Here is a 12,366-nt window from a genome sequence, read left to right as displayed (position 1 = left end):
ATGCTATGGCGCCCGGGCACGTTCCCGGCCGGTCGGCTGCTTCATCCGCACATTCAACTTCTTCAGGAGATCGTCATGACATCTGGTTTTGCAACACCGTTTTCCGGCGCCGGCGTGGTCCTGGCCGTATTCTGTGCTGGCCTGCTCGGCGCCTGCGCTTCTACGCCGGCTGGGCCTGCAGACACAGCCAGGCCCGTGCCCGCCGCGCTCCAACCGGCTGGCAACGAACGCGCCGCCTTCACCTGGCACGCCGTGGGCTCGCAGATTTATGAATGCCGCGCCGACGGAAAGGGCGGATGGGCCTGGGTGTTTGTGGCACCTGAAGCCGATCTTTTCAACCAGAAAGACGAGAGGGTCGGTACGCACGGTGCGGGCCCGAACTGGACGGCGCTGGACGGCAGCAAAACCCTGGGTACGGTCAAGGCCCGCGCCAACGGCGAGCGTGCGGCTGATATCCCGCTGCTGTTGCTGTCCGCCAAATCAGCCGGCGGCAGCGGCAGGATGGCAGGCGTCACCAGCGTACAGCGCATCAATACCGAAGGTGGCAATGCCCCTGACCGGGGTTGCGCAGCCCAGGCCGATGCAGGCAAGCGTATCAAGGAAGGCTACACCGCGGACTATGTTTTCTTTACCGCCACCGCTCCCTGATACCACCGGCATGTCTGTACTCAGGAATCTTTTCAGTCCCGGCAAGCGCGCGAAATCCGCGCCTGCCGGCCCGGAGACTGGGCCCGTCAGGATGAATCTCGACGAGCGCATGGAGTTTCGGCGCGACATGCTGTATGAAGCGATCAAGGTCACCATGCAGGCCCACGGCATCCTGTCGGCAAGCTACCGTTTCCGTGTGGTGCGCAACGACAGGCGCGGTCACATGTATTCCGTGCTGATGGATCTTTCCACCGATTTCATGCACAAGCGCGAGGGCCGTCCCGGGCAACTGGTCGCTCTGGGCGCGGCGATCGGCAAAAATGCGGTCGCTCGCTACGGCATCCTGGTGAGTAGCGTGTATTGGCGGGTCAATGAGCAGATGCCAGGGTTCGAGGTCAGCCAGCCTGAAGCAGAGCCAGACGCGGATGCCACGGTGTCAGACCCGCCGTCGCCGCACCGCAGGCACGCGCGTGCACGGGAAGAAGATCTGGCTGCCTTTGAGTCCTTCTGGCAGAAAGGCCAGGAGCTGCGGCTTCGAGACCGTGTGTATGTGTCCGACCTTGCGCCGCTGGGCGATAGGGCAGAAGGCGATAGCCAACGTTGAAGAAGGCGCGCAAGGCGGTGCTGGCATGGCCTCGGAAAGCCGCTGCTACCATGCTGCCATGAATCGCCGCGATTTTTCACTTTTTGCCACTGCCGCGCTTGCCGGGGGATACACCATGGCCGACCAACCCAAAGTCCAGTCTCTTGACGACGCCTTGCGCTGGCTCGACAAGCTCGATCGCGCGGGTAGCGTGCGCGCCACCGGTGCATGGCCGATGGGTGCCGTGCTTGAACACATGGCCCAGAGCATAGAGATGAGCCTGGACGGGTTCCCGCAGCCCAAAAGCGCGGCCTTCCAAGCCACCGCCGGTGCCGCAGCGTTTGCTATTTTCAAGTGGCGCGGGCAGATGAGCCACAGCCTGAGCGAACCCATTCCAGGCGCACCTGCGCTGGGGGCCGGTGCTGATTGGCGCCCCGGCGCAGTGCGCTTGCGCGCGGCCATCACGCGTTTCAACGGTCACACCGGTCTCCTGAAGCCGCACTTTGCCTATGGCGCGCTCGGCAAGGCAGATTTTGCGATGGCCCATGCCCTGCATATCGCGAATCACCAGGACGAAATCGTGCTGGCCTGAAAAGGCGGTGCTTACGAGGCCGCTACCGGCCTTGCTGTTCAGGGCGGCGAGCCTTTGGCGGCCACCTTGAGCTTGCGACGCCGATTCCTCAAAAACGCCAGCAAGCGGTTTTCGGCGCTGTACAGGCCGCGCAGTGTCTTGCCGCCGGTCAACGAGTCCGCCAATGCCATCATGGCCTGGCTGTCGCCGGCCAGCGAAGCGCCGAGCTCCATGACCGCCGGGTGGATGTAAGACTTGCGGCAGACCGCAGGCGTGTTGCCCAGCAGCTTGGCCACTTCGGCGAGCACGGCCTTTACGGTGTAGCTGGAAGGTGTTGGCCCGGAACCGGAACAGGCCAGCCGCGTGAGTTCAAGCGCCTGCACCGTGCCGTGCCAGGTGCGGAAATCCTTGGCAGTGAAGTGGCTCGCTTGGGCCTTGCTGCGCAGTTCCGGCACCCGGCGTTTGCCTGCGGCAATTTCCGCAAGGTAATCGTTGACGTCACCTGAACCCAGCGTTCGGGGCTGTGCATCTTCATCCAGATATTGAAACAGTTCCTGCCCCGGCAATTGCTGGCAGCGGCGCACCACGGCCGCCACCTTCGGATCTTCCAGCCGGACGTCCTGCAGGACGCCACTTTTTCCGCGAAAACGCAGTTGTACCGTGCTGCCTCGCACACCTGCATGCGGCGCGCGCAGGGTCGTCAGGCCAAAGGATCCGTTGGTTCTGGCGTATTCGTCGTTGCCCACCCGTAAAAACGTGGTGTCCAGCAGCCGCACCAATGTGGCCAGCACCCGGGTACGGCTCAGGCTTTTCCCCCTGGCAGGCGCCAGATCGCGCGCAACACGTGCCCGTATGCGCGGCAGGGCCAGGCCAAACGCTTCGAGTTTGTCGAACTTGCTTTCGTCTCGTTGTTCGCGCCAGAGCGCGTGGTAGTGGTATTGCTTGCGACCGCGCGCATCGCGGCCGGTGGCCTGCAGGTGGCCGTTGGGCAGCGGGCAGATCCAGACCTGTGTGTAGGCCGGCGGTATCGCCAACTTGTCGATACGGCTGATGACCTGCTTGTCCTTGAGCCAGCGGCCCTGCATATCGCGATAGCGAAAGCGTTCGCCTTCGCGCGCCCGGGTAAAGCCTGGCAGCTCGTCACTCACATACACCAGGCCGGGCACAGCTTCTACAGGCGGGATGGCGTCTGGTTTGCGTGCGGGGGAAGAGGACTTGCTGGGGTTCTTGCCGCGCATGCTGTAGAAGTAACTAGAAAAGTTGATCCATAGACGCTATTGATTCGATAGCTGTTAGTGCCCGTCTTTGTTGGGCTGGAGTCGGTTTTTGTTCAATAGAAGGCACTTCCCCCAGCCTGGCAAGCGTTCCGGCCCGCACGCCCAGCAGGCGCAGGCGCCGCTCCAGCGGCACTCGCTTCAGGCATTGACCGGCAATTTTGCGGATGGTCGCCCCGTCGTCTGTGTAGGACCCGGCCGTCTGATCACGTGTCGCAATTCTGAAATCGTCATAACGCAGCTTGATCCCTATCGTTCTTGCGACGTAGCCCTTGTGCTGCAGGTCTTCCGCCAGTTTCTCGCACAGGTGGGTGAAGATGGCGCCCAGCTCGGCCTTGTCGCGCACGGCATGCAGATCGCGGTCGAACGTGGTTTCGCGGCTGATGGAAACCGGCTCGCTTTCCGTTACCACCGGGCGGTCGTCGCGGCCCCAGGCGGCTTCGTGCATCCAGGCGCCGGTGGCCTTGCCGAAGTGGCCGATCAGGAAGGCCGGCTCTTGCGCGGCGAGCTCGCCAATCGTCTGGATGCCCAGTTTCGCCAGTTTCTCGCCCGCCTTGGGGCCGATGCCGTTGATCTTGCGCACGTGGAGCGGCCAGATTTTTTCCTGCAGGTCGCCCTCGTAAACAATGGAGATGCCGTTGGGCTTGTTGAATTCGCTGGCCATCTTGGCGAGCAGCTTGTTGGGCGCCACGCCGACCGAGCAGGTCAGTCCGGTTTTCTCAAAAATCGCTTTCTGGATCAGCCGCGCCAGCACGCGGCCGCCCTCGCGCTGGCCGCCGGGCACCTCGGTGAAATCGATATAGACCTCGTCCACCCCGCGGTCCTGCATCAGCGGTGCTACCTCGGTGATGGTGCTCTTGAAGAGCCGCGAGTACTTGCGCACTTCCTCAAAATCCACCGGCAGCACGATGGCTTGCGGGCACAGTTTGGCTGCCTTCATCATGCCCATGGCCGAACCCACGCCGAACTGCCGCGCGGCGTAGGTGGCGGTGGTGATGACGCCACGGCCCACATAGTCCTTGAGCAGCGGAAATTCTTCGACCGGGATAAAGCGCAACGCGCGTTCCGGGTCGGCACGAATAGCCTCGTCCACCTTGCGTCGCCCGCCGCCTATGACGACCGGCAGGCCTTTGAGCTGCGGGTAACGCAGCAGTTCGATGGACGCAAAAAAGGCGTCCATGTCCAGATGTGCAATGCGGCGTAGTTTGGAGGGGGGAGAAGGGGGCGAATTGTCCACCCGCCAAGCATAGCGCTGCGGGCAAGGGTTGGGTCGGACGGTCCGTGCCCCGGTAGCGTAGGTTCGGGCTGACGGGCTTTTTCCCTTGTTCCCTACGAAGGCGCAATTGATCCCGGGTGAATATTCGCATGTACGCCAGACCGGGTGGCACGTCAAGCTACCCATTGATCCACAGCCCGATTGTTCAAGGAGTAGCTGCCATGGCCGGAGAACAGAACCATAAACACGCAACCATCATTCCCACGTTGCGCTATAGGGACGGCGCCGCAGCGGTGAAATGGCTGTGCCGCGCTTTCGGCTTTCACGAGCAGTTGGTGGTCCCCGACAAAAACGGCGTCATCGCGCACGCCCAACTTGTCCATGGCAACGGAATGATCATGTTGGGCTCAGCCACCAACAACGACTTCCACAAGCTTGTCAAATCGCCGGCCGAATCTGGCTGCGTCGGGTCACAAAGCGCTTACATCCGGGTCGAAGATGTGGATGCTCACTACAAGCAGGCCGTTGCTGCCGGGGCGGTCATCGTGATCGACATCAAGGACGAAGACTATGGAGGAAGGAGCTACTCCTGCCGGGATCCTGAGGGCCATGTCTGGAATTTTGGAAGTTACGATCCCTGGGCGGTGTGATCCGGCCTGACAACAGTCAGAAACAGCATGAAGCTTTGTTACAAGCCCCAAAGCCGCGCAGCCATTGCCAAATGACAAAAAGCTGATCAGCGAAACCGGTCGGCCTTACGGCTGTAGTTCCAGATGTACTCTGGCATCATCGGCGGCATCGCTATCCCCATGAAAGCCAATGCCATGCCATCCCACGCAACCGGAACCTTCGAAGTCAAACTCCTGCCTCAGCCGCTGTCCAACACTGAGGCTGGGCCGTTGATGGGGCGGCTGTCGATCAGCAAGATTTTCAGTGGCGATCTGCAGGCCACCAGCCAGGGCGAGATGCTGAGCGCGGGCACCGCCGTGAAGGGCTCGGCCGGTTACGTAGCCATGGAGTGTGTGACGGGAACGCTACAGGGGCGAAGCGGCAGCTTCGTGCTGCAGCACAGCGGCACCATGAACCGCGGCGCACCGCAATTGACTGTCAGCGTCGTGCCCGATTCAGGCACTGGCGAACTCGCGGGTATCACTGGTACGCTCAGTATCCAGATCGCTGATGGCAAGCATTCGTATGCCATGGACTACGAGATCTCTCCGCAGGATTGAACGAGAGCGCCTCGCTGCGGTGGGCCCTGTTTTTCAGTAAGTGCCCGGGAGCAGGATGTTTTTGTCCACCTTCTGGATGTCCGTATGGCCGCAGAAGGCCATGGTGATGTCGAGCTCTTTGTGAATGATCTGCAGCGCTTTGCTGACGCCAGCTTCACCCATGGCACCCAGGCCGTAGACCATCGCACGTCCGATCATCGTGCCGCGCGCGCCCAGGGCCCAGGCTTTGAGGACGTCCTGGCCGGAGCGGATGCCGCCGTCCATCCAGACTTCGATGCTGCTGCCCACGGCTTCAACAATCGGCGGCAAGGCCGTGATGCTGGACTGCGCGCCATCAAGCTGGCGGCCGCCGTGGTTGCTGACGATGATCACATCCGCACCGCTTTGTGCGGCCAGCCGGGCGTCTTCCACGTCCTGGATGCCCTTGAGCACCAGCTTGCCGTCCCAGCGCTCGCGCACCCAGGCCACGTCCGCCCAGGACAGGCGCGGATCGAACTGTTCGTTGGTCCACGCCGCAAGAGAACTCATGTCGCTCACGCCCTTGACGTGGCCGACCAGGTTGCCAAAGCTACGGCGGCGCGTGCCAGCCATGCCCAGGCACCAGCGCGGTTTGGTCATGAGGTTGATGATGTTGGCCAGTGTCGGCCGGGGAGGGGCGGTCAGCCCGTTTTTGAGGTCTTTATGGCGCTGGCCGATCACCTGCAGGTCCAGCGTCAGGACCAGCGCGCTGCAGCGGGCCTTGCGGGCGCGCGCGATCATGGCTTCCATCGCGCTGCGGTCGCGCATCATGTAAAGCTGGTACCAGAACGGCGCCTGTGTGGAGGCCGCAATGTCTTCCATGGAGCAGATGCTCATGGTCGACAGCGTGAAGGGAATGCCGAATTTCTCGGCAGCACGTGCCGCGTGGATTTCGCCATCGGCATGCTGCATGCCGGTCAGGCCGACGGGCGCAATGGCGACCGGCATTTTTACCTGACAACCGGCCATGGTGGTGGCGGTGCTGCGGTTTTCCATGTTCACTGCTACACGCTGGCGCAGCTTGATTTTTGCGAAGTCTTCTTCGTTGGCGCGGTAGGTGCTTTCAGTCCACGAGCCCGAGTCGGCGTAGTCGTAAAACATGCGCGGCACGCGCTTTTGGGCCAGCACGCGCAGGTCTTCGATGGTGGTGATCACGGGCATGGAGTCTCCTTGGAAGCCCCTGATGCTAGCGGTTTGCAGAGCGCCCGGTTTGAAGAAATTTGCATGCAGGCGCACAATTCCGGAATTTTCTTCATGCCAAGCTTCTCAACGCCTGTTCTTCCGGACCTGAAACGGGTCATCAATGCCTGGGGCACGCCCACCCCTTATGGGGTTTCGCGCAGCGATCCTGCCGTGGCCGAGGCGGTAGCGCTGATGTTGCAGCGCCACGTGGTGCTGGCGGACCTGCAGACCCTCGCAGGGCGCGAACTGGCGGCCTGGAGCGGCGCCGAGTCGGCCTGCGTCACCCATTGCAGTGCGGCAGCCATCACGCTGGCTGTGGCTGCCTGCACGGCCGGCACCGATGCGGCGCGCGTGGCGCAACTGCCGGACAGCACGGGCATGCCGAGCCGCGTGTTGCTGCTCGCGGCCCACCAGGTGCATTACGGCCAGGCGATCACGCAGGCTGTGCGGCTGGCGGGTGCGCAGCCTGTGCCGTGCCCAGCGCCGGGCGATGTGGCTGCCGAACTGGCGCGCGGAGGTATTGCCTGTGTGCTGGCCGTCGAGTCGCACCTGGCTACAGGCTCGGGGCCGGCTGTCACCGACGAATTGGCCGCGCTTGCCCATGCAGCCGGCGTGCCTCTGGTGCTGGACGCGGCTGCGCAGGACTGGCGCGCACGCGAGCTGGTGGCCGGCGGGGCTGATCTGGTGCTGCTCAGTGGCCAGAAATACCTGCGCAGCCCCACGGCAGGCCTGGTGCTGGGGCGTGCGGACCTGGTTGCGGCGCTTGACGCACAACATGGTGGCATCGGCAGGGCCATGAAGCCGACCAAGGAGGCGCTGGCCGGGGTACTGGCTGCCATTCGCGTGCGCGCTGCCACACCGCAGGATGACTGGTGCATGGCCCAGCAGCGCAAGCTCGATGCCGTGGCAGCCGCGGCCGGCGGCTGGCCGGGTGTGGTCGTGGAGCGCACATCCGATCCGCAAGGTAATGGTTTTGCGCGGCTGTGGCTAAATGTGGACGCGGTGGTTACCCGCATCAGCGCCGCCGGTGTGATCGAACTGCTGCGTGCGGGTGATCCGGTGGTGGTGGTTGCGCCGCACCGGTCAGCGCAGGGCAGCATCGGGCTGGAGCTCACCTCGGTGGATGAGGAAGAACTGCCCGAGTTGTGCGCGTTGCTAGCCGCTGCACTGAATGCTGGCTGAGGCCATTTGCCGGCGCCGGTTCAGCTCCGGCTGGCCTTCACGACAGCATCACGCACTTCGATGCATATCTCGTCCCAGCACCTCGCCGCGTTCGCTGACCAGCTGCACCGTGTGCCCCTGGCCACGGCAAGCACTTTCCTTCTACCAGCTGCCGGATGCGCCGCCGCCGCTGCTGGAGCCGCCTGATGAACTCCGGCTGCTGCTGGAGTTGGAGCTGGAACTGCCGCCGGATGAGCTGCGGCCACCGCTGTCGCTACTGCTGCTAACGCCGCTTGGGAAGAAAGCGAACAGCATCGCCAGGCCGGTCGCCATCCCCACGGGCAGCCAGGAGGTCCAGTCAGGCCCGAACGGGCCCGGCGGATTTTCGAACGCCACATACGCCGCGATGCCGGTCACCACCGCGCTGCGCACGCCCAACTCCACCAGGCTGCGCTTGTAGGCCCTGCGAACACCCATGGCGATCAGGCCGAGCAGCAGGCAGCCGACGCCGCCCACCACGGCGTAGAGAAAGCCCCAGCCGAACCTGTCGGCGCCCACCGCATGCGCAATGCCGACCAGGAGGCCGATCGCCAGCGCGATACCGCTGACAACCATGCGCATCGCGCGAGAGCGGCCACAGCCGAAGCCCAGCGCAAACGTCAGCGGCGCCGGGAAAGACAGCAGCACGAATCCCATGCCGGGCTCCCTCAGTACAGCCGCCGCCACCAGCGGCATGGCGGCGAGCACGCCGACCGTCACCGGCCATTTCCAGGTGCGGTGTGCGCGAACCGCACCCACGGCGAAACCCCACATCAGTGTGGCAAAAAATGCCCAGCCAAAGGGCGTGATGCCGCCCGACTCTTCGCTGCTTAGGGGTTGCGTATCGCCGCGCACCCGCGTGCCGATGCTGTTGATGGCCGCTTTCAGCCCGCCCGCATAGTCGTTGCTGCGGAATCGCGGCTTCATGTCCTGGTCGATGATGCGGCCCGCCAGCACGTCGGGCACGGTGCCCTCAAGGCCCTGGCCCACCTCGATACGCATGCGCCTGTCCTCTGTAGCCACCAGGATCAGGATGCCGTCGTCGCGCTCTGCGTCGCCGATCTTCCATTTCTCGAACACGCGCGTGGCGTATTGCTCGATGGCTTCGTCGCCCGTGGTTTGCACCATGAGCACGACCACCGCCGCCCGGGTATCTGCCTCGAGCGCCAGGATCTGTTGGTTCAATTCCGCGATGTGTGTGGTGTGCAGTGTGCCGGTGGTGTCGAGTACGCGCGCGCTGTAGGGGGGAACGGCCACCCGGACGCTATCGGTCGGCCTGGCCACCGCCGTGACATCGGTTGGCTCGGGCGCCTGCGCTGCATCGGTCGGCTGGGCCATGGCGCCGGCCGCCAGCACGCAGAGCGCGGCCCATAGTACGGCCAGGGTTTTGTAGAGGTGCCGTGTTGGGTGCGTTGGTCGGAATTGCAGGGAAGGTAGAGAGGGTTGGCGATGAGGCATGGTGAGCGCAGGGGTGTGGGATGTCGGGGGTGTGAAGATGAACGTGCTCCCTCAACGCACTGCAGGCGCGCCGCCACGCGCGCTGGCTTCGCGTACACCGGCGCCGCGTACTTCGAACTTGATCTCATCGGCCACCTTGCCATTGGCATCCAGCAACTGCACAACGTGCCGGCCGGGCCACGGCAACCATTGCGCCCGTGGGCCGCGCGCGAATTCCTTGCCGTCTATCAGCCAGCGTGTGCCGCGACCTTCGGCGCTGAAGCTGATACGTTGGTGTTTGGGGGGAATGTCCGGGTCCAGCGCGATGATGGTGCCTGAAGCGGGGGCAGTGATGCGGGGCACCGCATCAGGCTCGGGAACTGTTTTTTGAATGCCTTTTTGAGTGCTGTTTCGGGCTGCAGACCTTTCAGGATGAACGCTGGCAGCTCCTGAATTAATAGCAAAAAGGGACTGCTCCGTACCTTTGATGAACCATTCGCTGCGGGCTGCTTCCAGTGGCGTGCCGCCCTGGTTGCTAAACCGGGTTTGGCTTTGCACCAGGCCGGCGGGCGGCGTGGGCGCGCGGCTGCGTTCGGTCTTGTGCAGGTAGTTCATCAGGGCCGCCCAGATGGGCGCTGCGCCGCTGGTGCCGCTGACGTCCCACATGGGTGCGCCGCTGGCGTTGCCCACCCACACGCCCACGGTGTAGCGCTGCGAAAAGCCCATGGCCCAGTTGTCGCGCATGTCTTTGCTGGTGCCGGTTTTTACGGCCGTCCAGAAGCGTGTCGCCAAAATGCTGTCGGTGCCGAAGGTGCGGGCGCGTGCCATCGGGTCGGACATGATGTCGGTGGTGATGAAGGCGGCGCGTGCATCCAGCGCGGGCCTGAAGACCGGCTTTGGGTTTTTCGCCAGCGAGGGCGCGCTGTAGCGCCCGCCATTGGCCAGCGTGCGGTAGGCGTTGGCCAGCGACAGCAAAGAGACCTCGCTGCTGCCCAGTGCCAGGCTGTAGCCGTAGTAGTCGCCCGACTCTCGCAGCGGCAGGCCCACGGCCTTGAGTTGTTTGTGAAAGGCGTCAGGCGACACCATGACCAGCGTGCGCACGGCCGGCACATTCAGCGATGCACCGAGCGCGGTGCGAGCCGACACGAGCCCTTTGAACTGGCGGTCATAGTTTTGCGGAATGTAGAGGCCGCCCGCTGTCTGGATCTGCGATGAAGAGTCTTCCAGCAGCGAGGCGGCGGTGATGCGGCGCTCGGCAATCGCCTGGGCATACAAAAACGGCTTGAGCGTAGAGCCCGGCTGACGCAGCGCCGTCACGCCGTCGACCTCGGCCGCGCCACTGAGTTCACCCGAAGAGCCAACCCACGCAAGCACTTCACCCGTGGCGTTGTCCAGCACCACGATGGCACCGTCTTCGACGTGCCGGCCGTGCAGTTCGCGCAGCTGCTGGGTGAGCGTTTGTACGGCGAAGCGTTGAAGGGGAGCGCGCAGGGTCGAGGTGAGGGTGCGGCTTGGGAGGTTCGAAGACCCATCAGCCTTGCCATCACCTGGAGGGAGAGGAAGCAAAGCGGATTCATTGCCTCCTCTTTCTCCCTTGGGGGTGGCGGGTTCAGCGCCAAGGCTTTCTTTTCCTTTCGGAGCAGGCGAGGACGCGCGCAGTGCCAGCAGCCTGCGCGCCAGGTGCGGCGCCACACCTTCACTTGCGTCAAACGCCTTGCGCTGCAAGGCCGCTGCCGCAAAGAGGTCCAGTCCTTCGCAGTCGACCTTCGCGGGAGCCTGCATGACCTTGAGTACACCGCAGGCCCGCTGCGACACCTGCGCTACCTTGGCATTGGGGGCGCGCACCAGCGCAGCCGCAATCGCCGCTTCGCGCTCGTCCAGCCCGTGCGCGGCCTTGTCGAACAGCGTGCGGCTCAGCGCGTCGATGCCCACCATCTCGCCGCGAAACGGCACAAGGTTGAGATACGCCTCCAGGATCTGGTCTTTGCGCCAACGCGCCTCCAGCACCTGGGCCGACACGGTCTGGCCGACTTTCTGCACAATGCTGCGTCCGCCCGCGCCAGCGCGCCAGTCTTCATCCATCAGTCCGGCCAGCTGCATGCTGAGCGTGGAAGCGCCGCGGGTTCTGGTGTTCCACAAATTACCCCAGGCCGCGCTGGACACAGCGCGCCAGTCCACGCCGCTGTGGTCGTAAAAACGCTTGTCTTCGCTGAGCACCAGCGCCGTGCGCAAGGCTGGCGAAATGTCCGGCAGCGCCACCCACTGGCCGCGCCGGACTGTGGCGTCGCTGCGCAGGCGCTGGATCACCTCTCCGCTGCGGTCGAGGATCAGCGTGTCGGATGGGCGGAACTCGCGTTTTACTTGATCAAAATTGGCTGCGGCCCAGGCAGGACAGGCGCAGGCAGCTATCAATAAAGTAGCAAAAAATAGTCTAACGGTAACTTTTTTCATGTTGCCTCTGGCTCAGCCAGCATCAGCCACATGCTGGAGGCCATAGTCATCGATAAGGCGCTGCACGATTTTTGCCTGGAGTAAATCCTTGCGGCTTTTGAGGGGGTCACGCGTGGTTTTTTCGCTTAGTGCGGTCTTGATGCGAATAAAACTTTTGGGCGCTGGCGCGATCAGCGTAGCCATGTTTCCGTTGGCTGCAACAACGACCTGGGTAAAGCTACCGCCGTCCAGTAGTGCCTTGCCGCTCGATACCTGTACAGCCCAGAAATCTTCTTCGAATTCCGACGTTCGCAGGGGGGGCTCGCCTCTGCTGTCTTTGGGCGCGGTGCGGCGAATCACATCAATTTCGAACCCGCTTGCATTGACGGCCGTGTATTTCTGGTCGTGACGCAATTCAAAAGTCTTGTCCACTTTCTGAAATATGCCAAGCAAGGACGTATCGAGCCGTTGCATCGTGCTGGAAAATTGCAGGTATTTGCGTGTGTCGAGTAAAAGGTCGATGTCCTGTGTCGCGGTCGCTTCGTTTTGTACCCTCACACCGCAGGCGGTTTCGTAGG

12 protein-coding genes are annotated in these 12,366 nt (G+C 63.4%); 6 read left to right on the top strand and 6 right to left on the bottom strand.

The window, feature by feature from the left end; all coding sequences use genetic code 11:
• Nucleotides 1–75: 75 nt before the first annotated feature.
• The 3 genes from ABI660_RS16370 to ABI660_RS16360 are packed head-to-tail and all read left to right on the top strand — an operon-like array spanning nt 76 to nt 1,823.
• Nucleotides 76–648 carry a DUF3455 domain-containing protein gene (locus tag ABI660_RS16370; RefSeq protein WP_348070003.1) on the top strand — a complete coding sequence of 191 codons (573 nt, stop codon included), beginning with the start codon at nt 76–78 and terminating at the stop codon, nt 646–648.
• Nucleotides 649–658: 10 nt separating this feature from the next.
• On the top strand, nt 659–1,252 hold the full coding sequence (locus tag ABI660_RS16365) for a hypothetical protein (protein ID WP_348070001.1): 594 nt from the start codon (nt 659–661) through the stop codon (nt 1,250–1,252).
• 25 nt (nt 1,253–1,277) lie between these two features.
• The gene (locus tag ABI660_RS16360) at nt 1,278–1,823 is read left to right on the top strand and encodes a DUF1569 domain-containing protein (protein WP_348069999.1); all 546 of its coding nucleotides are present in this window, start codon (nt 1,278–1,280) and stop codon (nt 1,821–1,823) included.
• 38 nt (nt 1,824–1,861) lie between these two features.
• Here the strand turns inward: ABI660_RS16360 and ABI660_RS16355 are convergent, their stop codons facing one another.
• Together ABI660_RS16355 and dinB are read right to left on the bottom strand one after the other, a co-directional pair.
• Entirely contained in the window at nt 1,862–3,040 is a 1,179-nt protein-coding gene (locus ABI660_RS16355) for a DNA topoisomerase IB (RefSeq protein WP_348069997.1), read from the bottom strand.
• Between the two features lie 13 nt (nt 3,041–3,053).
• Nucleotides 3,054–4,313: a DNA polymerase IV gene (gene dinB / locus ABI660_RS16350; protein ID WP_348069995.1), complete on the bottom strand. Its 1,260-nt coding sequence runs from the start codon at nt 4,311–4,313 to the stop codon at nt 3,054–3,056.
• A 200-nt stretch (nt 4,314–4,513) separates the two neighbouring features.
• On the opposite strand from dinB, the gene ABI660_RS16345 reads away from it, so the two are divergent.
• Together ABI660_RS16345 and ABI660_RS16340 are read left to right on the top strand one after the other, a co-directional pair.
• On the top strand, nt 4,514–4,942 hold the full coding sequence (locus ABI660_RS16345; protein ID WP_348069993.1) for a VOC family protein: 429 nt from the start codon (nt 4,514–4,516) through the stop codon (nt 4,940–4,942).
• Between the two features lie 174 nt (nt 4,943–5,116).
• On the top strand, nt 5,117–5,521 hold the full coding sequence (locus tag ABI660_RS16340) for a DUF3224 domain-containing protein (RefSeq protein ID WP_348069991.1): 405 nt from the start codon (nt 5,117–5,119) through the stop codon (nt 5,519–5,521).
• Nucleotides 5,522–5,554: 33 nt separating this feature from the next.
• On the opposite strand, the gene ABI660_RS16335 is transcribed toward ABI660_RS16340, so the two are convergent.
• Complete coding sequence (locus ABI660_RS16335; RefSeq protein WP_348069989.1) at nt 5,555–6,700, bottom strand: alpha-hydroxy acid oxidase; 1,146 nt, start codon at nt 6,698–6,700, stop codon at nt 5,555–5,557.
• A 93-nt stretch (nt 6,701–6,793) separates the two neighbouring features.
• On the opposite strand from ABI660_RS16335, the gene ABI660_RS16330 reads away from it, so the two are divergent.
• Nucleotides 6,794–7,903 (top strand): hypothetical protein, encoded by a 1,110-nt coding sequence (locus tag ABI660_RS16330; protein ID WP_348069987.1) that lies wholly within the window; start codon nt 6,794–6,796, stop codon nt 7,901–7,903.
• A gap of 141 nt (nt 7,904–8,044) precedes the next feature.
• Here ABI660_RS16330 and ABI660_RS16325 read toward each other — a convergent pair whose 3' ends face one another.
• The 3 genes from ABI660_RS16325 to ABI660_RS16315 form a co-directional block, all read right to left on the bottom strand.
• On the bottom strand, nt 8,045–9,379 hold the full coding sequence (locus ABI660_RS16325; protein ID WP_348069985.1) for a TPM domain-containing protein: 1,335 nt from the start codon (nt 9,377–9,379) through the stop codon (nt 8,045–8,047).
• Between the two features lie 51 nt (nt 9,380–9,430).
• A complete protein-coding gene (locus ABI660_RS16320) occupies nt 9,431–11,809 on the bottom strand; it encodes a transglycosylase domain-containing protein (RefSeq protein WP_348069983.1) in 2,379 nt (792 codons plus the stop codon).
• Between the two features lie 12 nt (nt 11,810–11,821).
• The coding region (locus ABI660_RS16315) for a GSU2403 family nucleotidyltransferase fold protein (protein ID WP_348069981.1) at nt 11,822–12,366 on the bottom strand (545 nt) is incomplete at its 5' end.

Origin of the sequence: Polaromonas sp. (assembly GCF_039930745.1) — a bacterium.
Lineage (GTDB): Bacteria > Pseudomonadota > Gammaproteobacteria > Burkholderiales > Burkholderiaceae_C > Polaromonas.
The sequence above is the reverse complement of the archived record's forward strand: the minus strand, read 5'-3'. Positions and strand labels throughout refer to the sequence as shown.